Here is a 17,902-nt window from a genome sequence, read left to right on the forward strand (position 1 = left end):
ATTATATATTTCTTTTTATCTGTCTTATTGTAGACCGAAATTACGAGAAAGATCTTCGTCATGTCTAGCAACAGCTTCTGCAGTTTTATTAAGCTGCATATTAATTTCTTGTAATAACTGTGCGAAGTTTTGTACTTTTGGCTTTAATTGATTGAACTGTTGGTCAAAACCTTCGAAAGCACGACCTTCCCATTCTCCTCTTAATTCATTTTGTAAGTTTTGTAGTTGACGTAAAATGTCCTCAATTTGATTTGCACCTTGTCCATATCGAGTCGCTTTCGATTTAAGCTCCTCTGGTGACATACGAATTTGTCCTGCCATTATTAAATCCCCCTTAAAATTAAAAAATAGTAAAATTAACCAATAATCAATTCTACAAATTGATTATATCAATAATTTAAAAATTTCTAAACAAAAAAATGATATTTTTCCAAAATTTCTCTTTTACTATAATAACGATATATTGTATAATACTAATTTATTTATTTTTTAAGCACACTCTATAAATCTACTATAAAATAAAGGCAAACCATCTATTTTATATATTTATAAGGACTTATTCACTTTAAATCCCAGCGAGAAAGTAGCCACTAAATCATTATTTTCTCCCATTCAGACTATAATACTCACTTCAAAGTCATAATTACCTGCCTTTCAACAAACCCAAACTCTTCGTACATCTCTTTTGCAAAATTCCCAGCAAATACATTCAACCGAATTTCTGAATACTTCTCCTGTAATTCCTTAATACCAGCTTCCATCAGTTCTCGCGATAATCCTCTCCCGCGATATTTTGGGAAAACGTACAATTCATATATAAATCCAAGTTTTTCACGAGAAAAATAGTCTGTATTTTCCCCTATTAATATCCATCCCATTACTTTATTTTCTTCTTTAATAATTAAATAGTATGCTCCTTTTTCTACAATCGGCTTTGTAATCTCAATTGCTTTCTCGGTACTTAATTGACAATTCCCTCTCGTCCCTTCAAAAAGCGATTGAGCCGCATATTTTAATATTTCATTGCTATCTTCTTGATTCGCCTTAATTATCATTTTTCACAACTCCCCTTGAATAATAGGCATTACTATCGCTTGTTCAAGATTCTCCGCTTCCATAACAATTGCCGTTAATCCGTGTTCTGTACTTGTTTCATGGAGCTCTCCCTTTTCCCAAAACACAGCTTGTCCCGCCTCTATCTTTATCTTTTCTTTATTTACTCCACATACATATCCTGTCCCGTCCACAATAAGAAGCAGTTGAGATACAACTGCTTCATGATTACCGATGATTCCATTCTCGTGTAAATGCATAGCACCGATATGTATATTTCCTTGATGGTTTAATATTTTTGACATGATGAAATTAGATTGAAATACTGATAGGTGCTTTCCTACTTTTTCACTAAAATCAAAAATTTTCATTACTAGTCCTCCTTATACGTATAAAACCATCCTTACTGTCTGCATCATATGTCCTTCAAAGTCTTCTTCAAATTGCTCTAATTCAGCAAAACCTTTCGCTTCATAAAAGCGTTTTCCTTTTTCATTTGCTGCTTCTACATGTATGTACAATTTCCGTATCCCATTTAATGCTTTAATCCCTCTTTGTAATAAAGCACTTCCGATCCCTTTTCCTTGCTGATCTGGTAACAAATAAATCGCACCTAATTCTGCTTCGTTTTGTAGTCTAACAGGTGAAAAGTTTGCAAACCCTATTACTTTACCCTCTTCTTCCGCAACGAATAAATGTGTATTTTTAAGACGATATTTCATTTTTTCATCAGAGTATGCCTCATCTAAAAAACTATCTTGAATTTCTCTTGGAATAATGCCTTCGTATGTATCATGCCAAGCTATTTTTGCTACTGATTGTACAGCATGAATATCTTCTTGCTTCATTTCTCTAATTATATATGTCATCTCGATGTCTCCATTCTCTTTAAATTATATTCTGCTAATATACTAGAAGAAATGGCAGAACCATTTTCATAATTCACCTTAATTAATTTTAATTTCTCAATTGAAGCTGTTGCAAAATCAAATTTCCCATAAATATATTCCATTACACTTAAAAACTGCTTTGTATGTAATCTATTTGCAATTGTACAATGCGGAACCCATTTTCCCGGTACGTAATATGAATTTGGGTTGTCATGAAAAGTTTTAAAATAATCATGATAAGAATGATGAAGTTTTAACAATTCATCGGTAACAGTCGGCGCTAGAAAGACCGTTCCATTAGTAGGAAAAATTCCAATAGAAGGAAAAGTTACTGCATCCATATTTTCTTGAATAGCTACAAACTCCCCTAGTTTCTCCGTATACAAATGGACATCTAACTCATTATAATCAGCTAACGTAATATGAGGTTCTACTCCAGCTAGTTGATTTGTTCCAATTACATTTGTTAATTCATTTTGCAGTTCTGTAATTTTATGAGTAAACACACGATCAAATGTAGCAATAATAGCGTACAATCTTTCTCACCCCTTCGTTACACATAGCGCTTCCCATTCTTCACGAATCATGCCCATTCGAATAGAATCATAGTATGTTCCGTTATAATAACGACACTTTCGCATTCTACCTTCTAAGCTCATTCCTATTTTCTCCGCTACTTTCATCATTCGTTCATTGCCAGACCAAGTCGTGATTCCTACTCTACCAATCTCCATTTTTTCAAATAGCAAATCTCTATATAATGTCAATGCTTCTGTACCGTATCCACCATTCCAGTATGTTGAGTCATAAATCACAAGCCCCATCTCTAACCAACGCGTCGGTTTATATTCCCAATAAAACCCGACTGTCCCAATGATTTGACCGTTATTTTCTATAATTAAATTTGACAGTGGTTCTTCTTTCAAACGAGTTTGCATCTTCTCTTTATAGGAAGAGTATTCTTGCATTGAGAACGGGAAATATGGCGCATCCCATTTCTTCCATTCTGGACTTTCTTCTTTAAATATGATATTCCATAATGTTTTTATATCTGATTCTTCTATTGTACGAATTGTAACTTTCTTCCCCTTTAATACAACGTTTTGCATAATTCCCTCCTGCATTCCTCTTTATTTCATATATAATTATAATATTTTTTCAGAAAAATCAAAACTGATATCATATATTATATTGTATAATTTTGTTATTAGATACCAATTATTGATTTAGAAAGCTGGTGATTCAGTGAATAATCGATTTAGTATTGCTTTATTTCTTACTATTATTATGACAAATATTATTCTCTATTTCTTCTTACCATTAAGTATTGTTACGAAATGGGACTTTAATGGAACGCCTACATCAACAATGGATAAAAGCACTTTTGTAATCGTAAATATAATTATATGTTCCTTCTTATTCTTTGTATTTTTAGCTTTATCTAAAGCAGCGAGTAACCAGAAATTTCTCCATTTGATCGGCAACACAATGTTACTATTCTTATTTTTTGTCGATATTGTCATCGCCCTCATCGCTCTTGGCTTTTCACTTCCTCTTGGTCATTTCATATTTTTAGCATTAGGGCTTTTATTTATATTAATAGGTTATTTCAGTTCCAAAATTGATACGACTAAATCAACCGTTTCATTAGAATGGAATGATAAGCACCTTGAAAAAAGAGCTTCAAATATTAGTAGTATTTCAATGATGATAGCAGGTATTTTTTTAGCGATACTTCCTTTTATCGTTTCTGCTCCCTATAGAGGTTATGCTATACTAGCAATTCTTTTAGGAATGACGCTTATCATTCTGCCGAGTACGATTTATTTACTTATTAAAGACAGCAAGCAATCTACTCCTTTAAAAAAATAGGAGGTTATATCCCTCCTATTTCAGCTTAATGTTTTATTTTTCACTTTTTCTATCTCAACTAAAATCCCTTTCTCTATCCAACCCTCTACGCCATCTTTTTTAATTAAATCATATCCTGAACAGCTACCATCAATGAGAGAAACGATATCTCCCTTCCTAACGCTTATTTGCGCACAAGAAATATCGGTTTTCACTGTATATTCACCTGACTCAAGTTGTTTCATATATTCATTTTTTACAGTGAGTAAATTATTCGTTTCCTTTTGTTTACATACGGTGTAGTCTTGCATCTTCTCGATAGGCTCTATGTAATAATACGGATATGTCACTCCGCCCTGCATTTCTGAATTCGCATTAAAATCCGCTATTACTTCATACTCTGGAAAATAGTCTACATATGTACAAAAAAACGTATCGCCCGTTTGTTTCCTCTGAATAATAAATACATTTAATTGTCCTGCTTCTTTAATTGCATTTCCTCCATCAATTGCAATAATTTTTTTCTCCTTATCAATAACTGGATTGTTAGACGGTGCTTCTTCAGAATAGTTCACGACAGGCCAATGACCAACTATTACATACTTATTTGCTTTATGTGATTTATTAAAAAACTGTGGCATTGCTATCGCATTTTTGCGCTCAGTTTCTTTCCAATCTACTCTATCTTCTAGACCGGCATGCACAAAAATATAATCTTCTGTTTCAATCGCTGTTGGCAACTCTGTTAGCCAATATAGTTCTTGTGAAAATTCACTTAACAATGCTTCTTTCACTTCACGAATTGAAGTGCCCTCATAAACTGAAAAACCTAATTGCTCTAGCCATTCATTAAAAATCGAGTGCTTTCTCATACATAAATAATTAATAAGATCAGGATTTTCATTTAGAAGAGCATCAACTATAACTTCACAATTCCCTTCAACAACGTGAACCTTTGAATTGTTCTTTACAAGATTCATAACGTAGTTTACTACGCCTACGCTATCTCGTCCTTTCTCGCAAAGATCTCCATTAATAATTAAATAATCTTCATCTTTAAAGTTAACTTTATGTAGTGCTTCTTTTAAAAGATTTAATTCTCCATGAATATCAGATATGACGATAACTCTAGCATCATTAGGGATTGATAGTTTCTTTATTTTTTTCAAGTATAAGCGCTCCAATCATTCTCTTTATTAAATTAAAACAATTCGACAAAATACACTATATAACCTTTTCAAATACATATACCATAACTTACAACCTATTTACGGTTTAATAATAACTTAAAAAATAAGAAGAAGCTGTTCCCAACTTTTGCGGGACAACTTCTTCTTATTTTTTATAATTCTTTATGAAAAGAATAACTCACCTTATCATACCCTTCTCTTTCATAAAAACGATGAGCATCAATTCTTGAAAATGCTGAAGTAAGGACGATAGACTCACATTCGTTTTCCTTTCCCCAGTTCTCTATATACGAAAGTAATACATTTCCATGTCCTTTTGAACGATGTGCGTCTGCTGTTACAAGGTCATATACGAAAACGTGTTTCTTATTATAAAAGTTCGTACAAATTGCTACACCTGCAAGGCTAACAACTTCACCATCCTCATTACGCAGCGAAAATAGTTTATAATTTTCTTCTTTCATATTTCGAAATAAAGAGCTTGTTTCCTCTTTTGAAAGTTTCGTTCTTAATTGCTGTAAAACAGGTAATACTTCATGTAATTGCTCTTCTGTTACTACTTCTTTAACATTCATTTTTAACTCTCCCTTAACTATTTAAATAATTTTCTAAATGTTATATCATTATTATAGAAAGAAACTGCCCTTTACTTAAGTGGCAGTTTAAGTGTTTTTTATAAGGCCAGTTTTAAAGGAGAGTTTTATATGGATTTTACTATCCCATTGCAATTACAAAGTAACACACCTATTTACTTGCAAATTTACGAATATATAAAAGCTGAAATTATACAAGGGACTATTTCTGTTGGCACACGTCTACCCTCACACAGAAATTTAGCATCACAACTTAATATTAGCCGCATTACTGTTGAATCAGCTTATCAACAGTTATTAGCTGAAGGTTATGCAGAAAGTAAACCGAAACGTGGTATTTTTGTAGCAAATTTCGATATTGACGTTATCCCAAATAAAAAACGAAATGCAGCAAAGAAGACGAACAATTTGATAGAAGAAAAATTTGAATATGATTGTAGCCAAGGGCTTATTGATCAAAATGCATTTCCGATTACAAATTGGAAACGAGCATTACAAGAATCCATACTTACATACGAAAATGCACTATTTGCCAAAGAAGATCCTCAAGGTGAATTCGCTCTTCGAGAGCATATATCAACATATTTATATCATTCTCGCGGTGTACATTCTTCACCTGATCAAATTGTTATTGGCGCCGGAACACAGCCACTTCTCTGGCTACTACTTCAACTGCTTGGCCCTACAAAAGAATACGGCATTGAAAACCCTGGATTTCACCGTATACACGCAATTATTAAAAGCTGTGATAGACAAATTCATCCCATACCATTGGATGAAAAAGGGATTGATATTTCTAGTTTATACAATACAAATTCCAATGTCGCATACGTTACACCATCACACCAATTTCCACTCGGGATTATTATGCCATTATCTAGAAGATTAGAATTGTTAAAGTGGGCTAATGATTGCAATGGATACATTATTGAAGATGACTATGACGGAGAGTTTCGCTACGCTGGTAAGCCAATTCCTTCTTTACAAAGTCTTGATTCAAATGAACGCGTTATTTATATGGGAACTTTCTCAAAATCTTTTTTACCTTCTTTACGAATGGGATATGTTGTTTTACCACCACACCTTTTAAAGATATATCAAGAACTGCATGGAATTTTCAAACAAACAGTCGCTACAATACAACAACTTGCTTTTGCTAAATTTATACAAAACGGGAATTGGGAACGTCACCTTAATCGGAGTCGTACACTATATAAAAGAAAACATCATACGTTAGTAAAATCCATTACGAAAGAAATGGGGGCTAATGTTCAAATTCTTGGCGAACAGTCCGGACTTCATATTGTTTTATGTGTAAATAACAGTATGAATGAAAATGAACTGATTGAATCCGCTAAAAAACAAAGCGTTAAATTATACCCACTTTCTCCATATGATTTCGTGAATGATTTACGTAAGGAATCATACGTATTACTCGGCTTTGGTAGTATTCCGGAAAATAAAATTGAAACGTTGGCTATATTATTGAAAGACGCTTGGTTCCCTAGTTGCAAGGAAACTTGTTAACAGTGGGTTTAACTTGTAACCTGTTAACAATTCAACAAAATAAAAAAGAAGGCTGTTCCAAAATAACTTTTTGGACAGCCTTCTTCTAGTTATTCACCTGACCTAGCTTTCCTTCCCGGACGTTTCACACCAGTCGTTTCTGTTGAATAGGAAGCTTCAATTATAGCGGTTGGATCTACAGAGAGAACGAGATCTTTCATTTTCGGATAAATGAATCGGTTTGTAATGCAATAAATGATTCTCTTATGCTCCCCTAAAAAACCACCTTCTCCATGTAGATACGTAACAGATAGTTGTAATTCTTTCATAAGTAAATCGCCTATTTCTTTATTCTTACCAGAAATAATCATAACGCTCTTACCTTGATTAATACCATCTAGTATAAAATCAATCATCTTCGTAACAATATAGAAAATTGCTAACGAGAACATCGCTTGTTCGATTGAAAATAAAATGGCAACAAAGATGAAAATAACTGCATTTACTGCAAGTAAAAATGTACTAATCGGTACATTAAAGTGTTTATTCATCCAAACTGCTAACATTTCTGAACCGTCAATTGCTCCACCCATTTTAACAACAATCCCAACACCAATTCCAAACAGTACTCCACCATAAAGTACAATTAATAACTCAGAAGTCGTAATTGCTGGAAATGGTTTTAAATAAATTAATCCGAGTGTTGTAACTACATTCGCATAAGATGTACGGATAAAAAACTTCTTTCCCATTACTTTTGCAGTAAATAATAAAATTGGGATATTAATTCCTAAGAACACACCATAAAGCGGCAATCCTGCGACTTTATTTGCCATAATAGCAATAGCCGTTACCCCGCCATCTACTAATCCATTAGGTGCTAAAATAAGCTCTAATGAACCTGCTACTATAATTGAGCCAATTGTTAATAATACGTATTCAAATACTTTCTTCATTCATTACCCCCAAAACTTATATATTTTCTTAGTATTATTTTAACGTAATTTTACTACTAATTCAAAGGTATCGATTTATATACAGAAAAGTTTCACCTTTATCGCTATTTTTATGTAATACATGTAACGCGTAATACTAGAAACACACTTACAAATTAAAAGTAAGTGTGTTTTTAACATCTATTTAATCTTTACGTACGGCTTCATTTTTAATTTGAATATTTCCTCAACTGCCCTTTGATATCCACCAGCATTTCTAAGCGACTCTCCCACTTTACGACTATTTTCCTTAAACGTCACATCATCCATTACTTTCTTTACAGTCTCACGTAACAATTCAGAAGTTAACTCGTTACGATTAAGTGTTATGCCTGCCCCTACTTCAGTCAATCGTTTTGCAACGAATGGCTGATCTCCTGTTACCGGAATTACAACTAATGGAACACCGTAATATAACGCTTCACTCGAACTATTCATACCACCATGTGTCACGAATACATCAGCATGCTGTAAAACTTCTAATTGCGGGACATAATTATACAACTTAAAGTTTTTCGGGATATTTTCAAATTGACTTATATTTATCTTCTTACCAACGACTAATACGACTGTCGCATCAACATCTTTAAACGCTTCAAAACATTTTTCATACAAAGCAGGTTGTTCATTAAAAACTGTTCCCATAGAAATGAAAATCACTTTTTCATTTTTTAAATCTTCGGTAGGAAAACTCCCCACTTCTTTTCGAGTAGCAATTGATGGACCTACAAATTTATACGATTCATCAAATACCTCTGAACGTGGCTGATATTCTTTTGAAGTATATACAATCGTAATATCACCAGGATGGTTCATAATATCATACATACTATTACATTTCATTCCATACTGCTTATTCCATCTTTCCATTCCCGCTAAACAAGATTGATATAATGGATCCATTTCATCTACTTGTCTCGATTCTTGCTCATCATGAAAATTAATGTACTGATTAACAGCAAACGTTGTACAGGATGAAACGCTTGGTAATTGTAAAATATTCGCTATAATACGTCCTACTGGAAAATGATTATCATATATTAAATAATCATATTTTTCCTCTTTTGTTTCTTCTACAATTTGAGTAACAATACGCTCTGATGCTTCAATCATATGAGATAGCATCGTCAAAGGGCTCCCACCTTCATTTACTCGTTCCATAATATTAATTTGAGAGAGAAAATTCTCAAACACTCGGAATTCCGCACCTGTTGCTTCAACCTTCTTTCTATAATCTTCAATACAATAAGAAACAACTGTTTCCCCTCGCTGAATTAACTCACTTACAATAGCTAAAGTCGGATTAATATGACCTTCCCCAGGGAAATTTATTACGAGTACATTTGCCATAACATTCTCTCCTATCCAATTAATATAATAAAATTAACAATTAATTATATTAATTAATTTAAGTCTATTATAAATGAATGCATTCTACTTCTTCATGCTTTTCTCTTCATTTTATTATTGAGAAATATTTTCTATAGTCTACATTATTGTGATTCACAATCTTATAAATGAATGCTTACTTTTACTCTTCATAAATTTAAAGATACGAGTCTTACATTCAAGTATTACCACTATTATTTTTAGACAATTCATACAAAAATAGAGAAATATAATATTTTTAATGAGTTTTCACTATAAATGTAAGTATGCTTTCAATCTTTTTATCTTTATCCTCATAACACATCATCTGTTATATAATAAATTTATAGAATTTACAGAAAAAGGAGTTTTTTCATGTTACAACAACTATTCAATTCACCTATTCTATCCGTTCAAGCCTTGCACCCAGGTTATGAAGATCATGCAAGTGATGTTTTTCTCGTTCAAACAGAAGATACAGAAATTATCGTTCGTGCTTCTAAAATGAATGAAGAACCAAATAATGATTTTTGGTGGGGATGTAAAAATCTATTTGGAATTGATCCAAGGAACGTCCATCATTTAGAAACGGTACATACATTGCTGCAAGAACATACGAATCTTCCTATCCCAAAAATATTAGAAAAACATGTTTTAAATGGCCGTGAATTTGTGGTGGTCGAAAAGTTAGTAGGTAACACAGTTCAATCTTTTATCGAGCAACCAGATTCTATTTTATTCAGCCTAGGAAAAGGACTTGCAGAAATACATAAATTTAAAGCGGATTTCATAGGAAATCCGTCAGGCACGTTCCAAATTCCACTAGATGAATTCCAATCACATATTTTAAACGTGAGTAAAGAGCTTGTGAATATGTTTTATTCCGATGATGAAAGCATACAAAATGCATTCCCTACTTTTGAATCACAACTTTCTTCCCTGTCCGTACCAAAGGAATCTACACTCGTCTTAATTGATATGGATCCTACTCAATTTTTATCTGACGGTACAACTATTACGGGTTTAGTAGATAGTGAAGCTTACGCTGTTGCTCCGCGAGAACTTGATTTTATCGGACTAGAATATGTACTTACCGAAAAAGAAGCACATGCCTTTAAAAGTGGTTACGAAACAATTATGTCTATTCCTCACTTAGAAGAATATAGACAGCCTTATCGTTATTTATACCGACTGTTATCTGTGCAAGGTAATGTGGAATTAAAAAAATGGTTAAGTCACCCATCCTATTTTTAAATACGAATGAGAGGGAGTATACAATGGATATTCAGAAAAAGCGTTCTGTAACAGAAAGTGAAATACAGCAAATGAAGGATTTGGCTTATATTTGTGGGCAACAAGACAATCTTGATTACTCTTCAGATTTACATATCAACTTTTTAAAAAATCGAAATGAAGATTATATAAACGATTTTCTTCTTTATAACGGTACTCAATTAATTGGCGCTTTAAATATGTATGATTTCGAAAGACCAACAAAGCTTGAACTAATAGGCTTTGTACATCCTCATTTTAGAAAACAACGTTTCGGAACTATCCTTTTACAAACTGCAATGAAAGAAATACAAAATAGAGAGACAGATGAAGCTCTTCTTATTATTAATGGGGATTCTATTTCTGGGAATGAATTTGTAAAACATATGAAGTTACCATATTTATATAGTGAATATAGTATGGAGTGCAAAACAAACGAAATTCAAAAAACAACAGATAATAATATACAGCTTACTCTTGCAACTTCAGAATCACTTCTTGATCTTATTAAAATTTCTAGTAAAGCTTTTGGTGATTCAGTAGAAAATACGACTGCATGGTTACAAAAAATGATGAATTCATCTTCCCATCAAGTTTACAGTGCCCTTATTGCTGAAAAAGTGATAGGAACAATTACAGTTTCTAAACAAGAGCAATCTACTACACTATCAGGATTCGCCGTTCATCCTTCTTATCAAGGTAAAGGATACGGAAAAGATATTCTTTGTAATATAGTAGTACATACCCTTATTACAGAAGGAGTTTCAACAATTGAATTAGACGTCGAAACGAAAAATATCCACGCTTTAAAACTATATACACAATGTGGTTTTGAAATTAAAACGAGGCATGACTATTATAATTTAATGAATTTTTAGGTGAATATATATGTTAAAAAAACAATTTATTCTAATTATGATATTTTAGCAGACATCTATAATGAACATTGGGGACATTTTGTTGAATCCTCCTACCCAGCCTCGTTTTACAAGATGCTCTTCCCTACTCTCATATATTAGATCTTTGTTGCGGGACTGGTCATCTCTGCCGGTGATAGTTTAATTTAGATGAACTAAAAAGTGTGTTTCACAAAGTTTACTCCGTATTACATAACGAGGGTATATTCGCATTTGATATGAATAAAAAAAATAAAAAAAACTGAATCGAAATGATTCAGTTTTTTCTTAATATATTTACAACTGCAGTTGTTTCGTCATTTTCTTTATAGACACGCGGAATTCTTCTATCTAGCATACATGTAACTTCATAGTTTATTGTACCTAACATATCCGCTATTTCTTCTACTGCGATATTTTCTTCACCTTGTTTACCGTAGAATACTACTTCGTCTCCTACTTGTACTGGCATCGCTTTTGAAACATCCAACATTAACTGGTCCATACAAACACGGCCAATAACAGGTACTCGAACCCCGTTAATTAACGCATAGCCTTTATTAGATAATTGACGATTATAACCATCAGCATAACCAATTGGTACAGTCGCAATCCATTCTTCACCAGTTGTTACATACGTATTCCCATAACTTACACCACGATTCTTCTTCGCATGTTTAATATGAGCTACTTTTGATTTTAACGACAACGCAGGCTGTAAAGAAACGACTGAATGATCCACTTCTTTTGACGGATACATACCGTACACTCCTATTCCAACGCGTACCATATTTTGAAATGTGTTACTTAATTCCATTGATCCCGCACTATTTGAACTATGAATATATGGTATTTGAATTCCTAATTCTTTCGCTGTATTAACAGCTTTTTCAAATAAACTTGTTTGCATATTCGTATATGATTTATCGATTTCATCTGCCGTAGAGTAATGCGTAAATATCCCTACTACCTCTACATACTCCATACGGTTTAATTCTTCTAAAAATGGTTTAACTTCTTCTTCTTGTAAACCGATACGACTCATTCCTGTATCAATTTTCACTTGAATTTGTACTTTCTTTTGAAGACGGTTTGCAATTTCATTTATACCATGTAAATCTTCTACTCTATAAACAGTCATCATAACGTCATATTGAATTACATCTTCTACAGCCGCTACTGGTGTGTATCCTAAAATTAAAATCGGCACAGTAATTCCTGCTTCTCTTAATTCTATTGCTTCATCTACAAATGCAACTGCAAGTTGATGTATTCCTGCTTCAATTGCAGCTTTGGCAACTTCAACTGCCCCATGGCCATACCCATTCGCTTTTACAGCAGCCATCATCTTAATTTCTTCATCATTTACATGTTTTTTAAATTCTTTTACATTATGTTTTACAGCATTTAAGTCAATTTCTACAATTGTATCTCTTCCATATTTCAAACTCATTGGTCTAACTCCTAACTCAATAATTGCATTCCATTCTATTTCACGTTTCATATGACCTTTTACAATATAATACTTTTCATTATGCTAGTCAAACTACTAGAATTTTCGGAATTTTGAGTATGATATAATATCCTCAAGAAACTATTATATACGGAGACGAGGAGAATTACAATGTTTGTTCAATCTGCATTGCATCAACTAAAAGTTGCTATTGATACTTCTATTGATATGCTTAACCAATATAGTGAAAACGATTTAAAAATACAACCGATTCACTCAAAACGATCATTATTTGAAATGTGTGCACATCTTTCTCTTATTTGTCATGCTGATTTACTCATTTTAAATGGTATTCCAGAAAAAGAATTACATACCTTTTATATAGAACGTACCCCCGTAACAGTTGCTCACATGCAACAAACGATGATTGAAGGTTACAACCTTCTCTCTAAAACATTTCTTTCCTACTCCCAAATAGAATTAGCAGAAGTTATGACTGCCTATTGGGGTATTTCTTATTCGCGCTTTGAATGGTTACTTGAAATCGTTGCACACTTTTATCATCATCGTGGACAAATTCATATTTTATTATGCGAGCATATGAACGATCCTCGCATTCCTTTATTTGAGTGATTTTCCACTCATTCATTAATTATAAATAGAGAAGCTACAAAACCAATAAAAAGTATCATTCCTAATAAAATAAATGTTTGAGCATAACCTCCTATTTTCATAAGATAAATAGAAATGATAGGTCCTATACTAGTACCTAAAAATAAAATAAAAGTATAAATAGATACTGCTATTCCCCTTGTTTTCCCTCCTAATTGACCTACAAGAGAAACTAAAGACGGAACGGATATAACAATACCTATTACAAAACAGACACTCATCATTACAAGTAGAGATAGATACGAAACAAAGCCTATTGAACTTAGACTAAAAATAGCAATCAACAATCCTCCTTAAAGAACTTTCCTTACTTCAAACCTCTTTGTTAAACGACCTGCAAGTGGTGAGAGCAACATACCAAACAGCCCTGCTAAGCGAAAATAAAGGATTTGTTCTGCAGTTAAATTGTAAGTAGGAGAGCTCAAATAATTCCCTAAAACAGTATACATATTAACAAAAGCCATTAATAAAACAGGATTTTTCACACTGACTAACTATTAGTTTTAAATAATGCGCAACTTCTTTAAGGCATAAGAAATTCCGCCTTCACTCGCCTTCGTTGTAACGAAATCAGCCCTTCTCTTCAACTCCTCTCCACCATTTCCCATCGCAACTCCTAATCCTACATACTGCAACATCTCAATATCATTTCCACCATCGCCAAAAGCAATGGCTTCTAATTTACTAATGTTTAAATGTTCCAATACTTTTTGAATTGCAGTTAGCTTCGATACTTTACTATCTTCCAATACATTTATAACGTAACCATGAAAACGCTCAAACGTAAGTGCTGGATATCTTTCAATGAATTTTTGAGCTTCTGTATCATCAGCATACAGACATATGCAATACATCTCATCTGATAAGTTTCTAACTTTGTCAGGATACTGCTCTAAATTTAAGGTTTCATTTAACGCTCGCATGACACGTTCATCTTTGGAAGCAATATTATTCATTGCAAATTCTTCTGTAAAGTAAGAAACACTGTGACCATGTAATTCAGCAAAATTTGAAATATCATGAACGATTTCGCTTGAAAGTACTGATTTATGTATAACTTCTTTCCCACATTTTATATGTGCACCATTTGCTGAAATAAACGTATTTATACCTAGTTCCTTAAATTGTGAGCATAAACTATATGGTCTTCCAGTTGTAACAACTACGTGAATTCCTTTATCTATTAATCTTTGTACCGCTTCTTTTGTACTTTCGTGCATGCTTCTATCAATCTCACTTAATAACGTACCGTCAACATCGAAAAATACAACTTTGTACATAAGTCTTTACATCCCGTCCAAATGATTCGTATCATTAATGAAATGCACCGTTTTTTGTTCACCCTCAATTTCAATTAAACTTATTCCCGTATCTCCCATTTTGAAATAGTAGTCCATTGAAATTGGCATTTTGAAAAATGCACGTAATAGACTATTAATTACGCCCCCATGGGCAACAATTGCAATTCGGTCATATGTATTCTCTGTCAAGATTTTAGAAAAGATTCCTTCTATTCTCATTCGAAACTCAATAAACGATTCCCCGTTTTCAAAACGATCATGAAGAAACTTTGGCTCTGGATATTTCTTTGCTTCTTCAAATGATAAGCCTGCTTGCACTCCATTATTAAACTCCATTAATTCCTCTTCTAATTGAATTGGACAACCAATTGCTTCTGCTAATATTTCACCCGTTTCACGAGCGCGTTTTAATGTGCTTGCCCAAATGAAATCTGGTGCAAAATCTTTTTTCACTTTCTGTACAAGTCTTTGTACTTGTTGTCTCCCTTTGTCAGTTAACTCAAAATCAGCTCGACCTTCATGCACATGTAAAATATCAGCTTCTGATTCTCCGTGGCGTATTAGTAGTATTTGCATGTTTCTCTCTCCCTTTATTTAACATTCATAAAATTCCATTATATCACATTTTAAGATTCCAAAATAAAAAAGGAACGGTCTCCCGTCCCTCATCCATTCACTTTTTCCGCATCATTCCAATAATATTTACTAAACGCTTCTGTTAACACATCAATTGTGTTATATAATTCATCTAACGTATTATCAACACCACCAACTTCAATTAACATCGCATTTTTCGATAAATCTTGGTTATAAACGCCATTTCCATCTTTTTTATACTTTGGAAAAATCCCTCTACTTAATCCGTAATAGTTTTCATCTAAATAACTATTGATCGCTCTTGCAATTTTTTCATTTTCAGCACGGCCTTCATTTTCCATCCCAATTATAAAATATAATCTTGCATACGATTTTCCGTTAATTACTTTTGTTGTTACTTTCTTACGCTGATCGTCACGGTGTATATCAATCGGAAACGCAATTTTATTATTTTGTGCTAATGCTTCTTTTACATATTCATGAGACGCTTTATATGACTGATACCATACCCACTTTTTACTCGCTAATAAATCACCCATATTCGTTTTATCATGAACTACCGGAATTCCTTGTCCTTCAAGTTGCTCTTTCATACGTTTCCCTAGTAAAGACACATTTACATCTGGGCTAGATGGATCAGTTGCCCCTGGTAATAATGGAAAGAAGGATTCCCAGCTATGTGTATGATAAATATATACTGCACTTTCACCTTTTTTCGCTCCGTTCTTTTTCTGAACCGGATTATTCTTTTCCGCTTCTGTAACTTTATCTTTTGCTATTTCCCGTTCTTTCGTTACTTCTTCAATCGGTACACTAGATTCATTTGGGATATTTGTCAAGTTTGTCCCTTCCCCAGCTACGATAATATTAGAATAATACTTTGACATACCAGGTACTTCTTTACCGACGAATGTTCTTAAATCTTTAATTTTCAAATCTGTCGCGATAGAGAACATTAAATTCCCAACTGACTCTCTTTTATTCTTCTTAAAATAATCAAATCCGTAATAGCGATTCTCACTTTCTATCATTTGAACAAAACCTTGCATCGATACTTTTCCAAACCATTGATTTGCATAATTCGATTTCATTGTATGTAAAAATGACGTCAAAATCGACGCTATCATAATTACTATTAGCGCATATAAAAGGAGTAACGAAATCAGCTTCTTCCCATGTATTCGAGTTGCATACTTTTTCACTGCATCACCTTCTTTATACATGGATATGTACAAGCTTTTCAGAATATACGCACAAAAAAAAGAGAAATGGTATACCATTTCTCTTCCTCACTTTTATTGTTCTTTTCCTGTATCATTTGAAGGTAGTTTCTTCGCTTGTTTTTCTTTAAATATTTCTCCAATTGCCCCAAGAGTACCAAGTGTTTCAATTGCATTAGACGGAATAAAGACTTTATTTGCTGGTCCTTTTGCAACTTCAGCTAATGATTCAAATGATTTGTAAGCAAGTATACGCTCATCCAAATTCGCTTCACGAAGCAATTCAATACGATTTTGTTCTGCTTTTGCAATTTCTTCAATTGCTCGTGCTTCCCCTTGTGCTTCTAATTCTTTTGCTTCTTTTATACCTTCAGCTTCGCGAATACGTGCTTCTTTATCCCCTTCAGCCATCAAGATTTTACTTTGCTTTTCTCCTTCAGCGCGAAGGACTTTATCTTGTTTTGCTGCTTCAGCTTCTAAAATAATCGCACGTTTATTACGCTCAGCCTTCATTTGTTTTTCCATTGATGCTTGCACATCTTTTGGCGGGTTAATATCAACAACTTCGACACGTTCAATACGTACGCCCCATTTTTCTGTTGCTTCATCAAGCGCTAAGCGAATTTCTGTTGAAATTTTTTCACGACCAGATAACGTTTCATCCAGTTCCATTTTACCGATGATTTGACGCATCGTTGCTGAAGTAATATTACGAACACCATATTCATAGTTTGAAATACCATATGTCGCAAGTTCTGGTTCAACAATTTGATAGAAAATAATTGTATCAATTTCTACTTGAACATTATCTTTCGTAATTACCTTTTGCGGTGGTACATTCGTTTGTTGAATGCGTAAGTCATGATATACACGAACACGATCTACAATTGGTATTAAAATATTTAACCCTGGGTGCATTATACGTTGAAACTTACCAAATCTTTCAACAACCCCAACTTTTTGCTGAGGAATAATTTTAATTGTTAATGCGATAAATGTAACTACAATTAGTGCGAATATAATCGTTAACGTTAATGCTACCATA

Annotated in this window: 20 protein-coding genes and 2 pseudogenes; 6 read left to right on the forward strand and 16 right to left on the reverse strand. The window is 33.2% G+C overall.

From position 1 onward, the window contains the following. Positions 1 to 24: 24 nt before the first annotated feature. From ACTFSL_RS16110 to ACTFSL_RS16135, 6 genes are all read right to left on the reverse strand, one after another. Positions 25 to 321, reverse strand: coding sequence for a WXG100 family type VII secretion target (locus ACTFSL_RS16110; RefSeq protein WP_000918601.1), 297 nt, complete (start codon positions 319 to 321; stop codon positions 25 to 27). Between the two features lie 305 nt (positions 322 to 626). After that, complete coding sequence (locus tag ACTFSL_RS16115) at positions 627 to 1,055, reverse strand: GNAT family N-acetyltransferase (protein WP_000584231.1); 429 nt, start codon at positions 1,053 to 1,055, stop codon at positions 627 to 629. A gap of 3 nt (positions 1,056 to 1,058) precedes the next feature. After that, on the reverse strand, positions 1,059 to 1,424 hold the full coding sequence (locus ACTFSL_RS16120) for a cupin (protein ID WP_000688072.1): 366 nt from the start codon (positions 1,422 to 1,424) through the stop codon (positions 1,059 to 1,061). 12 nt (positions 1,425 to 1,436) lie between these two features. Beyond that, the gene (locus tag ACTFSL_RS16125; protein WP_000221052.1) at positions 1,437 to 1,922 is read right to left on the reverse strand and encodes a GNAT family N-acetyltransferase; all 486 of its coding nucleotides are present in this window, start codon (positions 1,920 to 1,922) and stop codon (positions 1,437 to 1,439) included. Further along, the gene (locus ACTFSL_RS16130; RefSeq protein WP_440042041.1) at positions 1,919 to 2,479 is read right to left on the reverse strand and encodes a 2'-5' RNA ligase family protein; all 561 of its coding nucleotides are present in this window, start codon (positions 2,477 to 2,479) and stop codon (positions 1,919 to 1,921) included. The genes ACTFSL_RS16125 and ACTFSL_RS16130 overlap by 4 nt, the downstream gene beginning before the upstream one ends. A 6-nt stretch (positions 2,480 to 2,485) precedes the next feature. Continuing rightward, a complete protein-coding gene (locus ACTFSL_RS16135) occupies positions 2,486 to 3,052 on the reverse strand; it encodes a GNAT family N-acetyltransferase (protein ID WP_001181856.1) in 567 nt (188 codons plus the stop codon). A 136-nt stretch (positions 3,053 to 3,188) separates the two neighbouring features. Between ACTFSL_RS16135 and ACTFSL_RS16140 the strand changes: the two genes are divergently transcribed. Beyond that, positions 3,189 to 3,815, forward strand: coding sequence for a DUF1648 domain-containing protein (locus ACTFSL_RS16140; RefSeq protein ID WP_440042043.1), 627 nt, complete (start codon positions 3,189 to 3,191; stop codon positions 3,813 to 3,815). Between the two features lie 20 nt (positions 3,816 to 3,835). On the opposite strand, the gene ACTFSL_RS16145 is transcribed toward ACTFSL_RS16140, so the two are convergent. Both ACTFSL_RS16145 and ACTFSL_RS16150 read right to left on the reverse strand, forming a co-directional pair. Next, positions 3,836 to 4,963, reverse strand: coding sequence for a metallophosphoesterase (locus ACTFSL_RS16145; protein WP_440042044.1), 1,128 nt, complete (start codon positions 4,961 to 4,963; stop codon positions 3,836 to 3,838). A 173-nt stretch (positions 4,964 to 5,136) separates the two neighbouring features. After that, on the reverse strand, positions 5,137 to 5,559 hold the full coding sequence (locus ACTFSL_RS16150; protein ID WP_440042046.1) for a GNAT family N-acetyltransferase: 423 nt from the start codon (positions 5,557 to 5,559) through the stop codon (positions 5,137 to 5,139). A 129-nt stretch (positions 5,560 to 5,688) separates the two neighbouring features. Between ACTFSL_RS16150 and pdxR the strand changes: the two genes are divergently transcribed. Beyond that, a complete protein-coding gene (pdxR, locus tag ACTFSL_RS16155) occupies positions 5,689 to 7,104 on the forward strand; it encodes a MocR-like pyridoxine biosynthesis transcription factor PdxR (RefSeq protein ID WP_440042048.1) in 1,416 nt (471 codons plus the stop codon). Between the two features lie 89 nt (positions 7,105 to 7,193). Here pdxR and ACTFSL_RS16160 read toward each other — a convergent pair whose 3' ends face one another. After that, positions 7,194 to 8,039 carry a YitT family protein gene (locus tag ACTFSL_RS16160; protein ID WP_000755126.1) on the reverse strand — a complete coding sequence of 282 codons (846 nt, stop codon included), beginning with the start codon at positions 8,037 to 8,039 and terminating at the stop codon, positions 7,194 to 7,196. Between the two features lie 180 nt (positions 8,040 to 8,219). Further along, positions 8,220 to 9,428, reverse strand: coding sequence for a macrolide family glycosyltransferase (locus tag ACTFSL_RS16165; RefSeq protein WP_000024464.1), 1,209 nt, complete (start codon positions 9,426 to 9,428; stop codon positions 8,220 to 8,222). 393 nt (positions 9,429 to 9,821) lie between these two features. Here ACTFSL_RS16165 and ACTFSL_RS16170 point away from each other — a divergent pair, with 393 nt between their 5' ends. The 3 genes and pseudogenes from ACTFSL_RS16170 to ACTFSL_RS16180 all read left to right on the forward strand — a co-directional run. Continuing rightward, positions 9,822 to 10,700: a nitrate reductase gene (locus tag ACTFSL_RS16170; protein ID WP_440042049.1), complete on the forward strand. Its 879-nt coding sequence runs from the start codon at positions 9,822 to 9,824 to the stop codon at positions 10,698 to 10,700. 23 nt (positions 10,701 to 10,723) lie between these two features. Further along, positions 10,724 to 11,596, forward strand: a complete 873-nt coding sequence (locus tag ACTFSL_RS16175; RefSeq protein ID WP_440042050.1) for a GNAT family N-acetyltransferase — start codon at positions 10,724 to 10,726, stop codon at positions 11,594 to 11,596. Between the two features lie 6 nt (positions 11,597 to 11,602). Then, positions 11,603 to 11,859: pseudogene (locus ACTFSL_RS16180) on the forward strand (class I SAM-dependent methyltransferase); the annotation flags it as partial. Positions 11,860 to 11,891: 32 nt separating this feature from the next. On the opposite strand, the gene alr reads toward ACTFSL_RS16180, so the two are convergent. Beyond that, positions 11,892 to 13,067 (reverse strand): alanine racemase, encoded by a 1,176-nt coding sequence (gene alr, locus ACTFSL_RS16185; RefSeq protein WP_002182683.1) that lies wholly within the window; start codon positions 13,065 to 13,067, stop codon positions 11,892 to 11,894. Positions 13,068 to 13,238: 171 nt separating this feature from the next. Between alr and ACTFSL_RS16190 the strand changes: the two genes are divergently transcribed. Continuing rightward, complete coding sequence (locus ACTFSL_RS16190; RefSeq protein ID WP_000497991.1) at positions 13,239 to 13,700, forward strand: DinB family protein; 462 nt, start codon at positions 13,239 to 13,241, stop codon at positions 13,698 to 13,700. Positions 13,701 to 13,708: 8 nt separating this feature from the next. On the opposite strand, the pseudogene ACTFSL_RS16195 reads toward ACTFSL_RS16190, so the two are convergent. The 5 genes and pseudogenes from ACTFSL_RS16195 to ACTFSL_RS16215 form a co-directional block, all read right to left on the reverse strand. Continuing rightward, positions 13,709 to 14,212: pseudogene (locus ACTFSL_RS16195) on the reverse strand (MFS transporter); the annotation flags it as partial. Positions 14,213 to 14,242: 30 nt separating this feature from the next. Beyond that, positions 14,243 to 15,019: a Cof-type HAD-IIB family hydrolase gene (locus ACTFSL_RS16200; protein ID WP_000278973.1), complete on the reverse strand. Its 777-nt coding sequence runs from the start codon at positions 15,017 to 15,019 to the stop codon at positions 14,243 to 14,245. 6 nt (positions 15,020 to 15,025) lie between these two features. After that, entirely contained in the window at positions 15,026 to 15,616 is a 591-nt protein-coding gene (locus ACTFSL_RS16205) for a histidine phosphatase family protein (RefSeq protein WP_440042051.1), read from the reverse strand. Positions 15,617 to 15,705: 89 nt separating this feature from the next. Continuing rightward, the gene (gene spoIIP / locus ACTFSL_RS16210) at positions 15,706 to 16,917 is read right to left on the reverse strand and encodes a stage II sporulation protein P (protein ID WP_319006068.1); all 1,212 of its coding nucleotides are present in this window, start codon (positions 16,915 to 16,917) and stop codon (positions 15,706 to 15,708) included. A gap of 15 nt (positions 16,918 to 16,932) precedes the next feature. Then, positions 16,933 to 17,901, reverse strand: a complete 969-nt coding sequence (locus ACTFSL_RS16215) for an SPFH domain-containing protein (protein WP_000226252.1) — start codon at positions 17,899 to 17,901, stop codon at positions 16,933 to 16,935. Between the last annotated feature and the right edge of the window lies 1 nt (position 17,902).

Source organism: Bacillus cereus group sp. MYBK108-1 (genome assembly GCF_051917185.1).
Lineage (GTDB): Bacteria > Bacillota > Bacilli > Bacillales > Bacillaceae_G > Bacillus_A > Bacillus_A cereus.

What these genes read in the sequence shown, in the direction of transcription:
- spoIIP (WP_319006068.1), bottom strand. Translation starts at nt 16,917, where the DNA reads ATGGTATACCATTTCTCTTTTTTTTGTGCGTATATTCTGAAAAGCTTG.
- ACTFSL_RS16215 (WP_000226252.1), bottom strand. Translation starts at nt 17,901, where the DNA reads ATGGTAGCATTAACGTTAACGATTATATTCGCACTAATTGTAGTTACA.
- pdxR (WP_440042048.1), top strand. Translation starts at nt 5,689, where the DNA reads ATGGATTTTACTATCCCATTGCAATTACAAAGTAACACACCTATTTAC.
- ACTFSL_RS16125 (WP_000221052.1), bottom strand. Translation starts at nt 1,922, where the DNA reads ATGACATATATAATTAGAGAAATGAAGCAAGAAGATATTCATGCTGTA.
- ACTFSL_RS16120 (WP_000688072.1), bottom strand. Translation starts at nt 1,424, where the DNA reads ATGAAAATTTTTGATTTTAGTGAAAAAGTAGGAAAGCACCTATCAGTA.
- alr (WP_002182683.1), bottom strand. Translation starts at nt 13,067, where the DNA reads ATGAGTTTGAAATATGGAAGAGATACAATTGTAGAAATTGACTTAAAT.
- ACTFSL_RS16115 (WP_000584231.1), bottom strand. Translation starts at nt 1,055, where the DNA reads ATGATAATTAAGGCGAATCAAGAAGATAGCAATGAAATATTAAAATAT.
- ACTFSL_RS16135 (WP_001181856.1), bottom strand. Translation starts at nt 3,052, where the DNA reads ATGCAAAACGTTGTATTAAAGGGGAAGAAAGTTACAATTCGTACAATA.
- ACTFSL_RS16170 (WP_440042049.1), top strand. Translation starts at nt 9,822, where the DNA reads ATGTTACAACAACTATTCAATTCACCTATTCTATCCGTTCAAGCCTTG.
- ACTFSL_RS16205 (WP_440042051.1), bottom strand. Translation starts at nt 15,616, where the DNA reads ATGCAAATACTACTAATACGCCACGGAGAATCAGAAGCTGATATTTTA.
- ACTFSL_RS16160 (WP_000755126.1), bottom strand. Translation starts at nt 8,039, where the DNA reads ATGAAGAAAGTATTTGAATACGTATTATTAACAATTGGCTCAATTATA.
- ACTFSL_RS16175 (WP_440042050.1), top strand. Translation starts at nt 10,724, where the DNA reads ATGGATATTCAGAAAAAGCGTTCTGTAACAGAAAGTGAAATACAGCAA.
- ACTFSL_RS16190 (WP_000497991.1), top strand. Translation starts at nt 13,239, where the DNA reads ATGTTTGTTCAATCTGCATTGCATCAACTAAAAGTTGCTATTGATACT.
- ACTFSL_RS16200 (WP_000278973.1), bottom strand. Translation starts at nt 15,019, where the DNA reads ATGTACAAAGTTGTATTTTTCGATGTTGACGGTACGTTATTAAGTGAG.
- ACTFSL_RS16165 (WP_000024464.1), bottom strand. Translation starts at nt 9,428, where the DNA reads ATGGCAAATGTACTCGTAATAAATTTCCCTGGGGAAGGTCATATTAAT.
- ACTFSL_RS16150 (WP_440042046.1), bottom strand. Translation starts at nt 5,559, where the DNA reads ATGAATGTTAAAGAAGTAGTAACAGAAGAGCAATTACATGAAGTATTA.
- ACTFSL_RS16110 (WP_000918601.1), bottom strand. Translation starts at nt 321, where the DNA reads ATGGCAGGACAAATTCGTATGTCACCAGAGGAGCTTAAATCGAAAGCG.